Here is a 14,584-nt window from a genome sequence, read left to right as displayed (position 1 = left end):
CCCCCACGGGTGCCCGGCCGGGGGTACGGGGGTCGCCCCCCGGAAGACAGCAGCATGATGCGGTCCGCTTCGCCCAGCTTCTGGGTGCGCAGCACAATGCCGTCGTCGCGGAACAGACTCATTGCCGACCCCCACGGGTGCCCGGCCGGGGGTACGGGGGTCGCCCCCCGGAAGACAGCAGCATGATGCGGTCCGCTTCGCCCAGCTTCTGGGTGCGCAGCACGATGCCGTCGTCGCGGAACAGACTCATGGGGCCATTCTCGCGTATCCCGGCGGGGTGGCGGGCCCCGGTACCCGCCGGCTGTCCGTCAAGGCACCTCGCCCCGGCTCCGGGCGTTCGCGTACGCCGTCGCCGCGCTCAGCCGCTCCGCGGTCGTCGCCGTGCGGATCACCTCCGGAGCGCAGTCCCACTCGCGGCCCCCTCCGTAGGGGCGCAACTGGACGTACGGCCCCTCGTGCCCCATGACCCGGCCCACCTGACCACTACGGGTGTCCACCACGTACGCCCCGATGGGCAGGTCGAGACTCACACGGGCCTCCTCGGCGCCGCCGCGAGCCGGGCCGCGGTACCGATCCCCAGTGACGGCAGCGTGATTTCCGCCTGCGTGAGCGCGGCGCGCAATTCCTTCACGGTTTCCTCCGCATGTTCGATACATGCCACTGCGTGATGCTTTCCATCCGCCTACACGTGGCTCCCCGTCGCCGTCGGCTTTCACTCTTCGCACCCCTGCGGTGACGTTTTGTGTCTAGACTCGGCAGGGGTCCGTCCTCGACAACTGGGGCGCAGTGAAAGGCCGTTGGCCATGGCACCTACTGACGGCTGATCGCCCGAGTGACGCCCGCCGCGATCGTCGTCGCGAGGGTCCACCCCAGCACGACCAAGGCATACCCGAACCACTGGTACGCCCCCTGCGCGGCGTACGCCCGCTCCTGCCCGAAGTCGACGATCGGGAGCAGCAGGTCCAGCGTGTAGAAGAGGGGGTTGAACTCCGGTGACTCCTCCGGCTTCAGCGCGGGCGGCTGCCGTATCGCGTACGTGACGGTCCCCACAAGCAGCAACGACAGCAGCCAGGCCGCCGCCCGCGTGGGCCGGAACCCGTAGCCGACGGTCACGTCCTGGAGATGGCCCCAGAGCCGGGCGTACCACGCCAGCGTCGCCCGGTGCCGCCGCTCCTTGGCCAGCTGGACGGTCCGCGCCGCCGCGTCGTCGCCGCTGCGACGGTACGCGGCGGTCAGCTGCTCGTACGCGAACGGGATGAACCCGTCGGTGTCCCGTTCCAAGGCCTGGAGCCGTCGCGCGGCCGGTTCGTGCGGATCGAGCGTGTTGTACGTCATGCCGCTGAGGCGGACCTCGTCCGGCCAGGTCTCGGGGGCGATGTGCAGCAGGTCCAGTTGGGCCCGGCGCAGATTGACCGAGCCTTCGACGGGCGCGGCCTCACGCAACCACAACTCACCGACGGTCACACTGCTGGCGTGCAGAGCCATGTCGCCCGGGTTGGACAGACGGGCATGGGCGAAGTTGAGCTGTCCCGGGATACGGGCGCCCCGCAGGCTGATCCGCCCGTACACCCTGGCCCGCATCGCATGCAGATCCGCGCCCCCGCTCAAGTTCGCCGCGTGCAGCGCCGTGGAACCCGGGTTGCTGAGCACCGCGTCGTCGAGCGTGATGTTCCCCGCGATGACCGAACCGGTGAGGCGGACCATGCCGTGGGCCGTGAAGCCCGCGTTCGCCTGGAACTCGTCGTCTATGGTGACGCGATTGAGCGCCAGGACGGGCTCGGAATGGCGCACCCCCTCCTCCCCGATGCGCGCGCCGTCGAAGAAGACCGCCCCGGAGATCCGCGCCCCGCCGAGCCTGACGGGCCCCCGCACCCGGCACCCGGTCATCCGCAGCGAACCGTCGACGCGCAGCGCGACGGCGTGCAGGCCGGGCAGCACGGAGCGGCCCAGGTACAGCTGGCGCAGCCGCGCCCCGTACAGGTCGGGCGCCTCGTCGAAGTAGCAGGCCCACAGGTGGATCGGGCCCGCGACCTCCGCGTACTGGAGGTTCAGCCGGCCGGTGATCCGCGCGCCGGTGACCCGGAGGACGGGGATCTCGCCGTCCCGCCGGGCGGCGCCGAGCAGCAGTGCCCGCAGGACCTCGGCGCGTACGGTCCTCTCGGCGCCCCACTCCGCGCCGAGCGCCGCGGTCTCCCCGTCCCGCTCCCGGAAGTCGACGGTCCGCCCCAGCGGGACCGCCTCCCACACCCGCCTTTCGGCGTCGGTCAGTTCCGTGATCTCCACCGCCCGGACTCTAGGCGAAGGCGTCCGACAACGCCTGCGTCTTCGCGTACGAAGGGATGCCCGAGGCCAACGGCGTGCTCCGCGCCACCGCTTCGACGGCCGCCAAGGCCCCCCGCAGCGCCGCCCTGAACAGCAGCGAACCGCAGCTGACCCGCGCCACGCCCGCTTCGGCCAGCGCCGGGAGGGCGGGGCCGCCGGGGGTGTGGAGGACGTTGAGCGGGGCGTCGAGGCCCGCGACCAGCTCCGCGATGACGCGGATGTCCCTGGCATCCCGGGCGTCTCGGGCACCCCGCGCGTCCCTGGCACCCCGCACATCCCGTACTCCCGGCACGAAGAGCCCGTCCGCGCCCGCCTGTCGGTAGGCGGCGAGCCGGTCCGCCGTCTGGTCCGCCCACTCCGCGTCCCGCAACCAGTACGTGTCCGTGCGGGCGTTGACGAAGAGCCGCCCCGCGACCGCCTCCCGGACGGCGCCGAGGATCTCGCACTGGTGCGTGGCGTCCCGCAGCGTGCCGTCCGCGCGACCGTCCTCGATGTTGACCCCGACGACCCCCATGTCCGCCAACTCGGCGACCAGTGCGGCCACTTCCTCGGGCCGGTCGCTGAAGCCGCCCTCTATGTCGACGCTGACCAGCGCGTCGAGCCGGGTCAAGCCGCGCGCCAGGCGGACGGTCTCGGCGCGCGCGGCGCCCGCCCCGTCCGGCAGCCCCGCCGCGGCCGCCACCCCCAGGCTGGTCGTGCCGACCGCGCGGAACCCGGCGGCGACGAACGCGGCGGCCGATGCGTGGTCCCAGGCGTTGGGCAGCAGCAGGGGCGCACCGGCGCGGTGCAGGTCGCGGAACTCCTCGTGGGCAAGCGTCATGCCACGACCGTAAGAGCGTCACATTTCGGCGCGGGCCGAAACGTCACCGCCGCGTTTCACGGCCCACGGAGGGGCCACGCTTCCCCGATCACGACAAGTGGCCCAAGATACCGGCATGAAGAGTGACCTGTTCTCCAGCGACCACATGGCCCAGCCGGCCCACGCCCCCGGCATGACCTTGCAGAACGCCAAATCCGTCAAGTACGCCGTGAGCGGTGAGATGTTCGCCCGGCAGGGCGCGATGATCGCCTACCGCGGCGACCTGCAGTTCGAGCGCAAGGGGCAGGGTGTGGGCGGCATGCTCAAGCGTGCCATGACCGGTGAGGGGCTGCCGCTGATGGCCGTGCGCGGCCAGGGCGAGGCGTGGTTCGCGCACGAGGCGCAGAACTGCTTCATCGTCGACGTCGAGCCCGGCGACGTCCTCACGGTCAACGGCCGCAACGTCCTCTGCTTCGACGCGACCCTCTCGTACGAGATCAAGACCGTGAAGGGCGCGGGGATGACCGGCGGCGGGCTGTTCAACAGCGTCTTCACGGGCGCGGGCCAGCTCGGGCTGATGTGTGAGGGCAGCCCGCTGGTCATTCCCGTCTCGCCGCAGCAGCCGGTGTACGTCGACACGGACGCGGTGGTCGGCTGGACCGCCCACCTCAGCACCTCCCTGCACCGCTCGCAGTCCATCGGCTCGATGCTCCGCGGCGGCTCGGGCGAGGCCGTGCAGCTGAAGCTGGAGGGTGAGGGGCACGTCATCGTGCGGCCCAGCGAGGCGACGCCGCAGAAGGCGCAGCAGCACTAGGAGGTGGCCGGATCGGCGCCGGTCGCGGTCGACGATCGGCCGAGTCCGGCTACAGCCGGTGAGCAGGCAACTCGGGCGGGCAAGTACCTTTCGTCTCATGGTTGTTGACGTTGTTGACCAAGGAGTCGAGGGAGCCGGGGAAGCCGCGAGAACTCCGGGGGCAGGCGTGCGGCTGCGGCCACCGCGCCACCCCCTGGACCGCCGTGCCGTCGCCTGGTGGCGTACGCAGCTGCTGCTGACGGCCGCCGCCCCGGTGGCGCTCTTCGGCCTGCTCGGCGTGCTCATCACCCCTGCCAGGTTCTGGCTCCTGCTACCCGCCGCGGTGATCGCGGCGGGCGGTCTGCCGGTCGGGGCGCTGCTGCCGCTGTGGTGGTACAAGGTCCACCGCTGGGAGGTCACGGACGACGCGGTGTACGTGCGGACCGGCTTCTTCTGGACGGAGGGCCGGATCGCGCCCATGTCGCGGCTCCAGACCGTCGACACGATGCGCGGACCCGTGCAGCGCGTCTTCGGGCTCTCCACCGTCACGGTCACCACGGCGTCCGCCAAGGGCGCGCTCAAGGTCAAGGGCCTGGACCACGCGACGGCGGCGGAACTCGCCGAGCGGCTCGCGCTCGTCACCCAGGCGACACCGGGCGACGCGACGTGAGCGGCGAGCTCGCCGAGGACCACGACTGGCGGCGGCTCGACCGCCGTTCGCTGCTCGTCACCGTCCAGATGACGGGCGGTGTGGTGACCGCCGTCGGCCTGCCGGTCACCCTCAGCTTCCAGGGCTGGGTGCCCATGGGCCCCGTGATCGCCTGGGCGGTCGGCCTGAGCGCGCTGCTCATCGCGAGCGGCGTGGGCCTCGACGCGCTGCGGCTGCGCCACAGCCGCTACCGCATCGGCCCCGAACGCGCCGAGCTGCGCAGCGGCATCCTCTTCGCCAAACACCGCTCCCTCAGCCGGGAGCGCATCCGCTCCGTCGACCTCGTCGCCCACCCGCTGCTGCGCCTCCTCGGCCTGGTCGAGGTCCGCATCGGCACCGGTGAGCAGAGCGCGGGGCAGGAGGCCACGCTCGAACTCAGGCCCGTGCGCAGGGCGGAGGGCGAACGGCTGCGGCGCGAACTGCTGAGCCGGACGGCTCCGAGTGCCGCCGCCGACGCCTCGGGCGCCATCGCCGCGCTCGACCTCCGCTGGATACGCTACGCCCCACTGTCCTTCGTCACCTCGGCGCTCGCCGCCGCGGCGGGCGGGGCGATCATGCAGGTCAGCGAGTGGTTCGGGGTGCAGGATGAGGTCATCGAGTGGGTGGGTGACGTCTTTCGCGGGATGTCGGTCGCGGGCATGGTGCTCGCCCTGATCGTGGGGGCGCTGGCGGCCGGTTCCGTGGGGGCGCTCGGGCTCTGGGTCGAGATGTGGTGGAACTACCGCCTGGAGCGCGAGCCCGGCGGGACGCTGCGGGTGCGGCGCGGGCTCTTCACGACCCGTTCCGTCTCCCTTGAGGAGGCGCGGCTGCGCGGCGTCGACGTGGTGGAGCCGCTCGGCCTGCGGCTGTCCGGGGCGGCCCGCGTGGACGCGGTCGCCACGGGGCTCTCCCGCCGGGACGAGGAGGACCAGGCGGGTCCGGGCACCCTGCTGCCCGCGGCGCCCCGCGCACTCGCCGCGGAGGTGGCGGCACGGGTCCTGCGGGAGCCGGAGACGCCCACCGCCGCGCGGCTCACGCCGCATCCGCGGGCGGCGCGGGCCCGGCGGATCCGCTGGGCGGTGTCGGCGGCGCTCACGCCCGCCCTCCTCCTGGTCCTGCTCGGGGTGCTGCTCGGCGTGCCGGTCCTGAACTATCTCGGGGCGGGGGCCGCGGTGGTCCTCGTGCCGCTCGCGGTGGCGCTCGCGTGCGACGCGTACCGCAGCCTGGGGCACGCGCTCGACGGCGACTATCTCGTGGTGCGGTCCGGGACGCTGCGGCGGTCCACGGTGGCCCTGCGGCGCGGCGGGGTGATCGGCTGGACCGTCAAGCAGTCCGTGCTGCAACGCCGGGCGGGCCTGGTGACGCTGAGCGCGACGACGGCGGCGGGCGCGCAGGAGTACGCGGCGTACGACGTGGACGAGGGCGAGGGCCTGACCTTCGCGGAACGAGCGGTCCCGGGCCTCCTGACCCCATTCCTGGAAGAGACCCCGGACCCCCCAGGGGCGCGAGGAACTGCGCGCCGAGCCACAGCCGACCGTCACAGGTAAACGGACGCCCACCCCCCAAGGGGCGCGGGGAACTGCGCACCCAACCACAGCCGACCCGCACAGATAAACGGACGCCCACGCCCCTGAAACTCCCCCTAGCGCACCGCCACCACGCCCCGCTCATAGCCAACGAGCCGCACACACACCGCCAGCCCCAAGATCGCCTGCTCAAGCTCCGCGAGGTTCGGATAGCTGGGCGCCACGCGAATGACCGCGTCGCGCGGGTCGTCCCCGTAGGGGTGCGTCGCACCGGCCGGGGTCAGCACGATGCCGGCCTCCGCGGCGCGGCGTACGACCTCCTTGGCGCAGCCGTCCGGGACCGTCAGCGTCACGAAGTAGCCGCCCTTCGGCGAGGTCCACGTGGCGAGGCCGGTGCCGCCCAGCTCGGCCTCCAGGATCCGCGCGACCGCCGCGAACTTGGGCTGCAGCAGGGCACGCTGGCGCTCCATGTGCGCGCGTACGCCGTCCGCGTCCTTCAGGAACATCACGTGCCGCAGCTGGTTGACCTTGTCGGGGCCGATGGACCGCTTCTGGTTGGCCGCGAGCAGCCACTTCACGTTGGCGGGCGACGAGCCGAAGAACGCGACGCCCGCGCCCGCCGCGGTGATCTTCGAGGTGGAGCCGAAGACGAACGCCCGGTCCTCGTGCCCGGCCCGCGCGCAGGCGGCGAGCAGGTCGGCGATCCCGGCGGGCTCGTCGGTGAGGTGGTGGACGGCGTACGCGTTGTCCCAGAAGACGCGGAAGTCGGGCGCGGCGGTGGGCATCGCGGCGAGCCGCGCCACGGTCTCGTCGCTGTAGACGACGCCGTCGGGGTTGCTGTACTTCGGCACGCACCAGATGCCCTTGACCGCGGGGTCCTCGGCGACGAGCCGCTCGACCTCGTCCATGTCGGGACCGTCCGCCGTCATCGGCACGGGGATCATGTCGATGCCGAAGCGCTGGCAGAGCGCGAAGTGCCGGTCGTAGCCGGGCACCGGGCACAGGAACGCGATCCGCTCCTGCTCCACCCAGCGGGACTCGGCGCCGGGCAGAACGCCGAGCAGGGCGTGCACGAGGCAGTCGTGCATCAGCTCCAGGCTGGAGTTGCCGAGGGCGAGCAGCTGCCCCGCGGGCACCTGGAGCAGTTCGGCGAAGATCTCGCGGAGCTCGGGCAGCCCCTGGAGCCCGCCGTAGTTGCGTACGTCGGTGCCGTCGGCGGCCGTGTACCGCCCGCCGGGCAGGCTCAGCAGCTCCTCGGCGAGGTCGAGCTGCTCGGGCGCCGGCTTGCCCCGGGTCAGGTCGAGGGAGAGTCCGCGCCCGGCGAGGTCCGCGTACTCCTTCCTGGCCTGCTCAAGCAGCCCGGCCAGGGCCTGGGTGTCGGGGCTCAGCTCGGTGGTCATGGTGGTGCCTCTCGCAGGTGCCGCTTTCGGTGGTTGGCGCCCGCCGAGGATACAAAGCCGGCCGGGGCCGGGGCGCGGACGACCGCTTCGCGACCGTGACGTCGGGGGGCCGGTGCATCCCCGCGACCATTCGCTGTGACCCCTCAGAGCCTGTGCCGACCTGCGTGGTCACGGGCCGCGCGACCGGTGCCGCGTCCCGCACATCTTTTCCCGATGTCACCCTCATGATCGCCTCAGCACCCCCCGCACCCCTGCCCGACGCCTCCCTCACGACCGGTCGCCGCCCCCAATACCCCTGGCCGGGCCGCCGGTTGGCCCCCGCACCTCATCCGGCCCACCCCTCCGCGCGCCCGTGCCGGAGGCCTTGACCGGCCCTCTTCCCCCTCCTATCGTCGCCACGCCACCCACGACGTAGGACGTGGGACCTCTCAGGGAGGCAAGGGAGACACAGTGACCGATCCGACCTCTCGTACGGTGCGCCGCGCGCTCGCGCCGGACCGCCGCTCCTTCCTCAGGTACACCGGCGCGCTCAGCGCGGGAGCCGCCGTCACCGCCACGCTCTCCGCCTGCTCGTCGGGGCCCGAGTCCACCAACGAGACCGGGGGCGGAGGGCAGGGCGGCAGCTCGACGCTGACCGCCGTCATCGGCTACGGCAACGACGGCAGCTGGGACCCGACGCAGACCGCGTCGGCCTTCGCGATGGCAGGCAACGAGCACATCTACGAGGGGCTCCTCGGCACCGACCCGATCACCCGCGAGCCCTACGCGGCGCTCGCCACCGAGATCCCGAACGACCTCCGGGCGACCACGTGGAAGTTCACCCTGCGGCCGGGAGCCAAGTGGCACGACGGCAAGCCCGTCACCGCCGACGACGTGGTGTTCGTCTTCGACCGCATCCTCGACCCGAAGACCCAGACACTCGCCAAGGGCTTCTTCGCGAGCTGGCTCAAGGAGGTCAGGAAGACCGGCGCCACCTCCGTCGAGCTGATCCTCAAGTTCCCCTTCCCCGACGGCGCCGCGCGCCTCTCCCTGGCCAAGATCATGCCGAAGCACGTCTTCTCGAGGCCGGGCGCCTGGGACGACGCGACCAAGGGGAAGGCGGTGGGCTCGGGACCGTACAGGCAGGCCTCGCACCACCCGAAGTCGAACACGACCTTCGAGGCCTTCGACGACTACAACGGCCCGCGCAAGGCCGCGTTCAAGAAGATGAACTGGCTGACCATCGTGGACGCGGCGCCGCGCGTCGCGAAGATCTCCGGGGGCAGCGCGGACGCGGAGATCGCCGACAACATCCCGTACGCCAACATCGAGCAGCTCAAGAGGGGCGGGATGACCGTCGAGGGCGGCGCGGGCATGAACAACCTCTTCCTGCTCTTCAACACCGCGCACCAACCGTTCGACGACGCCCGCGTCCGCCAGGCACTGCACTACGCCATCGACCGCGAGAAGATGATCCGGGCCGCCCTCCGGGGCCACGGCAAGGCGTCGACGTCCTTCCTCAACGAGGCCAACCCCTCCTACCGGCCCGCGAAGACCGTCTACGGCTACGACCTGGCGAAGGCGAAGAAGCTCCTGAAGGCGGCCGGAGTCGGCAAGCTGAAGGTCAACCTCATGGCGGTCAACGTCAGTTGGATCGTCGACTGCCTGCCGACCATCCAGGACGGCTGGGAGAAGCTCGGCGTCGAGGTCACCCTCGACCCGCAGGAGACCACCGCCGTCTTCAGCAAGCTGGACCAGAAGAAGGACTTCCAGGTGGTCGCCGCCGCCTCCAACCCCAACCAGTTCGGGCTCGACGCCGACCTGATCATGCACTACAACTACGGCGCCGAGAACCTGTGGATGGGCTACGCGCGCTGGGCCGACGACCCGGTCGCCAAGAAGCTCTTCAAGGACATGGACCAGGCGACCCGCGAGCCCGATGCGAGCAAGAAGAAGGCCATGGTCCAGGAGTACATCGACGTCGTCGCGGAACAGGCCGTGCTCTACCCGGTGGTCCACAACGAACTCATGACCGCCTGGGACCCGAAGAAGATCACCGGCGTCAAGGCCCAGCCCTACCCGGGGATCAATCTGCTGCAGGCCAAGTGGGTCTGACACCCGACCGGTTCAGGAGCTCCACGCCGTGACCGCAGTCCTCAGAATCCTGGCCCGCCGCGTCGCCCTCCTCGTCCCGCTGCTGCTCGGCATCGTCCTCTTCGTCTTCCTCGTGATGCGCTTCTCGGACGTCGACCCGGCGTCCGCGTTCTTCCAGGGCGCCAACCCGACCCCCGAGCAGCTGCACGACTTCCGCGAGGAGAACGGGCTTCTCGACCCGCTGCCCGTGCGCTACATCGCCTTTGTCGGCGACCTCCTGCGAGGCGACATGGGCATCAGCGTCCTCAACCGCTCCCCCGTCGTCGACCAGGTCACCACCGCCCTGCCGCTCACCGTGCAGCTCACCTTCCTCGGCCTCGGCATCGCCGTGGTGCTCTCCCTCACCCTCGGCGTCACCGCCGCCATCTACCGCGACCGGCTGCCGGACCAGCTGATCCGCGTCGTCTCCCTGACCGGTGTCGCGGCGCCCGGCTTCTGGCTGGCGCTCCTCATGATCCAGTACCTGGCGGTGGACCTCGGCTGGTTCCCGACCGGCGGCTACATCAACCCCGCCGACTCCTTCACCGGGTGGCTCAGAACCATGACGCTGCCCGCCTTCGCGCTCTCGCTGCCGGTGGCGGCCGGCCTCACCCGCATCATCCGCACGGCGGTGGTCGAGGAGCTGGACAAGGACTACGTGCGCACGGCGATCGGCTGCGGTCTGCCGCCGGTGGTGGTCGTGGGCCGCAACGTCCTGCGCAACGCCCTCATCAACCCGCTCACCGTCCTCGGCCTGCGCGTCGGCTACCTGCTCGGCGGCGCGGTGGTCATCGAGACGATCTTCTCGCTGCCCGGCATGGGGAAGCTGATGATCGACGCCGTGAAAAACGGCGATCCGGCCGTCGTGCAGGGCGTCGTCATCACCACCGCCGTCGGATTCGTCGTCGTGAACCTCGCCATCGACATCCTCCACCTCCTGGTCAACCCGCGCCTGAGGGGGACGAGTTGATGCCCGCCTCGCGCAAGGAACTGACCGAGCGGCTCTCCGTGCCCGGCCTCCGGCTGCGCTCGCTGCGGAACCTTCCCGCGCTGTCCCGGGTCGCGGTCGGCGTCATCGCCCTCGTCGTCCTTGTGGCCCTGTTCGCCCCGCTCCTCGCCCCCTACGACCCGCTCGACCAGCAGCCGCAGACCGACGGCACCGGCCACCCCTCCGGCAGCCACTGGATGGGCCAGGACAGCCTGGGCCGCGACATCCTCAGCCGACTGATGTACGGGGCGCGCTGGTCGCTGGCGATCGGGCTCGGCGCCACCCTGCTCGCCCTCGTCGTCGGTGCCGTGATCGGCGCGGTCGCCGCGACCTCCCGCAAGGCCGTCGACGAGACGCTGATGCGCTGCCTCGACGTCGTCATGGCGTTCCCCGGCATCGCGCTCGCCGCCGTGCTCGTCGCGGTCTTCGGCGGCGGCATCCTCGTCCTGATCTGCGCCATCGCCTTCCTGTTCACCCCACCCGTCGCCCGGGTCGTACGGGCCAACGTGCTCGACCAGTACGGCGAGGACTACGTCGTCGCCGAACGCGTCATCGGCGCCCGCACCCCGCACATCCTGATCCGTCACGTCGCCGTCAACTGTGCCGCGCCCATCCTCGTCTTCTGCACGGTGCAGGTCGCCGAGGCCATCGTCTTCGAGGCGTCGCTCTCCTTCATCGGCGCGGGGGTGCGGCCCCCCGACCCGTCCTGGGGCAGCGTCATCGCCGACGGCAAGAACATGGTCCTGATCGGCGGCTGGTGGGCGACCGTCTTCCCCGGCCTCCTGATGCTGCTCACGGTCCTCTCCCTGAACGTCCTCTCCGAGGGCGTGTCGGATGCGTGGGCGGCGCCTTCCGGCCGGGACGTCGCGGGCGCGGCGCGCGCGAAGGACCGCCTGGAGACCCCCGAGCCGGGCAGCGGCCACGTCCTCGAACTGCCCGGCCTGACCGAGGCGGCGGACCGCCTCCGCTCCCGCGCCCGCCCCCTGCCGACAGGCGCCCCCGTCCTCTGCGTCGACCGCCTCACCGTCTCCTTCCCCCGGCGCCACGGCGGCAGGGACATCGTCGACGGCATCAGCTTCGACGTACGGCCCGGTGAAGTCCTCGGCCTGGTCGGCGAATCGGGCTGCGGCAAGTCGCTGACCGCGCTGACCGTGATGGGCCTCGAACCGAAGGGCGCCGAGGTCGGCGGCCGCGTCACCTTCGACGGCCGGGAGCTCATCGGCCTGCCCATGCGCGCCCGGCGCCGCCTGCTCGGCCACGACATGGCGATGATCTACCAGGACGCGCTGTCGTCGCTGAACCCCGCCATGACGGTCCGCTCCCAGCTCAAGCAGGTCGTACGCAGGGGTGGCCGCCGCACCCCTGTCGAACTCCTCGAACTGGTCGGCCTCGACCCCGCCCGCACCCTGCGCAGCTACCCGCACGAACTCTCCGGCGGCCAGCGCCAGCGCGTCCTGATCGCCATGGCCCTCTCCCGCGACCCGAAACTGATCGTCGCCGACGAGCCGACCACCGCCCTCGACGTCACCGTGCAGGCCCAGATCATCCAGCTCCTGCTCCGACTGCGCGAGGAGCTGGGCTTCGCGCTGATCCTCGTCTCGCACGACCTGGCCCTGGTCGCCGACGTCACCGACCGGGTGGTGGTGATGTACGGCGGCCAGATCGTCGAGACCGGCGTCACGGCCGACCTCGTCGAATCCCCGTCCCACCACTACACACGCGGCCTGCTCGGCTCGGTGCTCTCCCTGGAGTCGGCGGCACAACGCCTCACCCAGATCAAGGGCGTGGTGCCGTCCCCTGCGGACTTCCCCGCGGGGTGCAGGTTCACGGACCGGTGCCCGATGGCGAGCGCGGTGTGCCGTTCCGAGCCTCCCGCGCTGACGGGCCCCCGCACCCACACCACGGCCTGCCACCACCCGGCGACCGTGCCCCGCAGGGGCGCGGGGAACCGCGCGGCGAGCCACGACGGAGGGCAAGCCGAATGACGACCCCCATCGTGCAGTTGGACAACGTCCACGTGGTCCACAGGGCGAGGTCGGGAGGTCTCTTCTCCCGGGACCACGTGTACGCCCTCACCGAAGCCACCCTCAAGGCCGCCCCCGGCGAAACCGTCGGGATCGTGGGCGAATCCGGCTGCGGCAAATCCACCCTGGCCAAAGTCCTCGTCGGCGCCCAGCGCCCGACCACCGGCACCGTCTCGTTCCGCGGCCGCGACCTGTGGGCGATGGACCCGGCAGAACGCCGCGGCTCCATCGGCACCCACACCGGCATGATCTTCCAGGACCCGTCGACCGCCCTGAACCGCAGGCTCCCGGTCGGCCGGATCCTCCGGGACCCCCTGGACGTCCACCGGCGCGGCACCAGGGCCCAGCGGGACGCGCGCGTACGCGAACTGATGGCGCTTGTCGGCCTGCCGCCCGGCCTCGCGGACGGCGTGCCCGGCCAGCTCAGCGGCGGCCAGCGGCAGCGCGTGGCGATCGCCCGCGCGCTGGCCCTCGAACCCTCCCTCGTGGTCGCCGACGAGCCGACGAGCGCCCTGGACGTGTCGGTGCGGGCCCAGATCCTCAACCTGCTGCTCGACCTGAAGGAGCGCCTGGGCCTCGCCCTGGTCTTCGTCTCCCACGACATCCAGACCGTACGCAGGATGAGCGACCGCGTCGTCACGATGTACCTCGGGCGGATCGTCGAGGAGTCGCCGGCCGGGGAGGTCCTGGACCGGGCCCGGCACCCGTACACGCGCGCCCTGTTCTCCGCCACGCCGGGCCTGCTCGACCCCATCGACCCGATCCCGCTGGCCGGGCCCGTGCCCTCGGCGACCCGGCCGCCGAGCGGCTGTCCGTTCCGCACCCGCTGCTGGAAGGCGGACGACGTGTGCGCCACCGCCATGCCGGACGCCCGGGCGGCGGGGCCGGGGCACGAGTTCCGCTGCTTCCACCCCGTCGACGAGGCAGAGTCGACCCACGACCTCGTCACCCAGGCCGCCGCCACGGCCTCCGCCCAGTCCAGGGAGCGTCCATGCCCGTCCCCACCCCGCTGACCGGTGTCGTCCCGCCCGTCTGCACCCCGCTGACACCGGACCGCGAGGTCGACACGGCCTCACTCGTCCGGCTCGTCGACCACTTGGTGACGGGCGGCGTCGACGGTCTCTTCGTGCTGGGCTCGACCTCGGAGGCGGCGTACCTGACGGACCGGCAGCGCGCCCTCGTCGTCGACACGGTCGTACGTCACGTCGGCGGTGAGCTGCCCGTCCTGGCCGGGGCCATCGACATGACGACGCCGCGCGTCCTCGACCACGCGCGGGCCCTCGCCGGTGCGGGCGCGGACGCCGTCGTGGTCACCGCCCCCTTCTACACGCGGACCCATCCCGCCGAGATCGCCCGGCACTTCCGGCTGGTCGCGCGGGGCTGCGCGGTGCCGGTCCTCGCGTACGACATTCCGGTCGCCGTCCACACCAAGCTGGGCGCGCAGCTGGTCCTCCGCCTGGCCGGGGAGGGCGTCATCGCGGGCCTGAAGGACTCCAGCGGCGACGAGGGCGCCTTCCGCGGCGTCGTCCTCGGCAAGCGCTCGGAGCCGGGGCTCGCGGGGTTCAGTGTGCTCACCGGGTCCGAGGTGACGGCCGACGCGGCGCTCGCGATGGGCGCGGACGGCATCGTGCCCGGTCTCGGAAACGTGGACCCGCGGGGGTACGCGGCCCTCTACCGCGCCTGCAAGGACGGCGACTGGGAGCGGGCGCGGGCCGAACAGGAGCGGCTGTGCGGGCTGTTCGGGATGGTCACGGCCGGGGATCCGGCGCGGATGGGCGGCAGCTCCGCGGCGCTCGGCGCGTTCAAGGCGGCGCTGCATCTGCGCGGGGTGATCGACTGCCCGGCCACGGCGGAGCCGCAGATTCCGCTGTCGGCGGCGGAGACGGCGCGGGTGGGCGAGCACCTGGCGGCGGCGGGGCTGCTGTGACGGGC

At 72.1% G+C, this 14,584-nt stretch carries 13 protein-coding genes; 8 read left to right on the top strand and 5 right to left on the bottom strand.

Features of this window, described 5'->3' with window-relative positions:
• Positions 1–308: 308 nt before the first annotated feature.
• The 4 genes from ACFVYR_RS15635 to ACFVYR_RS15620 all read right to left on the bottom strand — a co-directional run bounded on the left by ACFVYR_RS15635 (position 309) and on the right by ACFVYR_RS15620 (position 3,142).
• Complete coding sequence (locus tag ACFVYR_RS15635; RefSeq protein WP_384255208.1) at positions 309–530, bottom strand: hypothetical protein; 222 nt, start codon at positions 528–530, stop codon at positions 309–311.
• A complete protein-coding gene (locus tag ACFVYR_RS15630; protein ID WP_384255206.1) occupies positions 527–661 on the bottom strand; it encodes a hypothetical protein in 135 nt (44 codons plus the stop codon). Before ACFVYR_RS15630 ends, ACFVYR_RS15635 begins: the two co-directional genes overlap by 4 nt.
• 149 nt (positions 662–810) lie before the next feature.
• Positions 811–2,283, bottom strand: coding sequence for a membrane-associated oxidoreductase (locus ACFVYR_RS15625; protein WP_384255204.1), 1,473 nt, complete (start codon positions 2,281–2,283; stop codon positions 811–813).
• 10 nt (positions 2,284–2,293) lie between these two features.
• The gene (locus ACFVYR_RS15620; RefSeq protein WP_384255202.1) at positions 2,294–3,142 is read right to left on the bottom strand and encodes an isocitrate lyase/phosphoenolpyruvate mutase family protein; all 849 of its coding nucleotides are present in this window, start codon (positions 3,140–3,142) and stop codon (positions 2,294–2,296) included.
• Between the two features lie 115 nt (positions 3,143–3,257).
• On the opposite strand from ACFVYR_RS15620, the gene ACFVYR_RS15615 reads away from it, so the two are divergent.
• From ACFVYR_RS15615 to ACFVYR_RS15605, 3 genes are all read left to right on the top strand, one after another.
• Positions 3,258–3,935: an AIM24 family protein gene (locus ACFVYR_RS15615; protein ID WP_384255200.1), complete on the top strand. Its 678-nt coding sequence runs from the start codon at positions 3,258–3,260 to the stop codon at positions 3,933–3,935.
• Positions 3,936–4,032: 97 nt separating this feature from the next.
• A complete protein-coding gene (locus tag ACFVYR_RS15610; RefSeq protein ID WP_384255197.1) occupies positions 4,033–4,584 on the top strand; it encodes a PH domain-containing protein in 552 nt (183 codons plus the stop codon).
• Positions 4,581–6,149, top strand: coding sequence for a PH domain-containing protein (locus tag ACFVYR_RS15605; RefSeq protein WP_384255195.1), 1,569 nt, complete (start codon positions 4,581–4,583; stop codon positions 6,147–6,149). The genes ACFVYR_RS15610 and ACFVYR_RS15605 overlap by 4 nt, the downstream gene beginning before the upstream one ends.
• A 95-nt stretch (positions 6,150–6,244) precedes the next feature.
• Here ACFVYR_RS15605 and ACFVYR_RS15600 read toward each other — a convergent pair whose 3' ends face one another.
• Positions 6,245–7,528 (bottom strand): aminotransferase class I/II-fold pyridoxal phosphate-dependent enzyme, encoded by a 1,284-nt coding sequence (locus tag ACFVYR_RS15600; RefSeq protein ID WP_384255193.1) that lies wholly within the window; start codon positions 7,526–7,528, stop codon positions 6,245–6,247.
• 450 nt (positions 7,529–7,978) lie between these two features.
• On the opposite strand from ACFVYR_RS15600, the gene ACFVYR_RS15595 reads away from it, so the two are divergent.
• The 5 genes from ACFVYR_RS15595 to ACFVYR_RS15575 are packed head-to-tail and all read left to right on the top strand — an operon-like array spanning position 7,979 to position 14,579.
• Positions 7,979–9,622 (top strand): ABC transporter substrate-binding protein, encoded by a 1,644-nt coding sequence (locus ACFVYR_RS15595; RefSeq protein ID WP_384255190.1) that lies wholly within the window; start codon positions 7,979–7,981, stop codon positions 9,620–9,622.
• A 28-nt stretch (positions 9,623–9,650) separates the two neighbouring features.
• Entirely contained in the window at positions 9,651–10,610 is a 960-nt protein-coding gene (locus ACFVYR_RS15590) for an ABC transporter permease (protein WP_384255188.1), read from the top strand.
• Positions 10,610–12,613, top strand: a complete 2,004-nt coding sequence (locus ACFVYR_RS15585; protein ID WP_384255185.1) for a dipeptide/oligopeptide/nickel ABC transporter permease/ATP-binding protein — start codon at positions 10,610–10,612, stop codon at positions 12,611–12,613. Before ACFVYR_RS15590 ends, ACFVYR_RS15585 begins: the two co-directional genes overlap by 1 nt.
• Positions 12,610–13,665 (top strand): oligopeptide/dipeptide ABC transporter ATP-binding protein, encoded by a 1,056-nt coding sequence (locus ACFVYR_RS15580; protein ID WP_384255183.1) that lies wholly within the window; start codon positions 12,610–12,612, stop codon positions 13,663–13,665. Before ACFVYR_RS15585 ends, ACFVYR_RS15580 begins: the two co-directional genes overlap by 4 nt.
• Positions 13,644–14,579: a dihydrodipicolinate synthase family protein gene (locus ACFVYR_RS15575; protein ID WP_384255181.1), complete on the top strand. Its 936-nt coding sequence runs from the start codon at positions 13,644–13,646 to the stop codon at positions 14,577–14,579. The genes ACFVYR_RS15580 and ACFVYR_RS15575 overlap by 22 nt, the downstream gene beginning before the upstream one ends.
• Positions 14,580–14,584: the final 5 nt, after the last annotated feature.

The organism is Streptomyces sp. NPDC058284 (genome assembly GCF_042881135.1).
Lineage (GTDB): Bacteria > Actinomycetota > Actinomycetes > Streptomycetales > Streptomycetaceae > Streptomyces.
The sequence above is the reverse complement of the archived record's forward strand: the minus strand, read 5'-3'. Positions and strand labels throughout refer to the sequence as shown.

Bases quoted from the DNA above. Each gene is read 5' to 3' on its own strand.
- ACFVYR_RS15620 (WP_384255202.1), bottom strand. From the start codon at position 3,142: ATGACGCTTGCCCACGAGGAGTTCCGCGACCTGCACCGCGCCGGTGCG.
- ACFVYR_RS15615 (WP_384255200.1), top strand. From the start codon at position 3,258: ATGAAGAGTGACCTGTTCTCCAGCGACCACATGGCCCAGCCGGCCCAC.
- ACFVYR_RS15610 (WP_384255197.1), top strand. From the start codon at position 4,033: ATGGTTGTTGACGTTGTTGACCAAGGAGTCGAGGGAGCCGGGGAAGCC.
- ACFVYR_RS15600 (WP_384255193.1), bottom strand. From the start codon at position 7,528: ATGACCACCGAGCTGAGCCCCGACACCCAGGCCCTGGCCGGGCTGCTT.
- ACFVYR_RS15585 (WP_384255185.1), top strand. From the start codon at position 10,610: ATGCCCGCCTCGCGCAAGGAACTGACCGAGCGGCTCTCCGTGCCCGGC.
- ACFVYR_RS15580 (WP_384255183.1), top strand. From the start codon at position 12,610: ATGACGACCCCCATCGTGCAGTTGGACAACGTCCACGTGGTCCACAGG.
- ACFVYR_RS15575 (WP_384255181.1), top strand. From the start codon at position 13,644: ATGCCCGTCCCCACCCCGCTGACCGGTGTCGTCCCGCCCGTCTGCACC.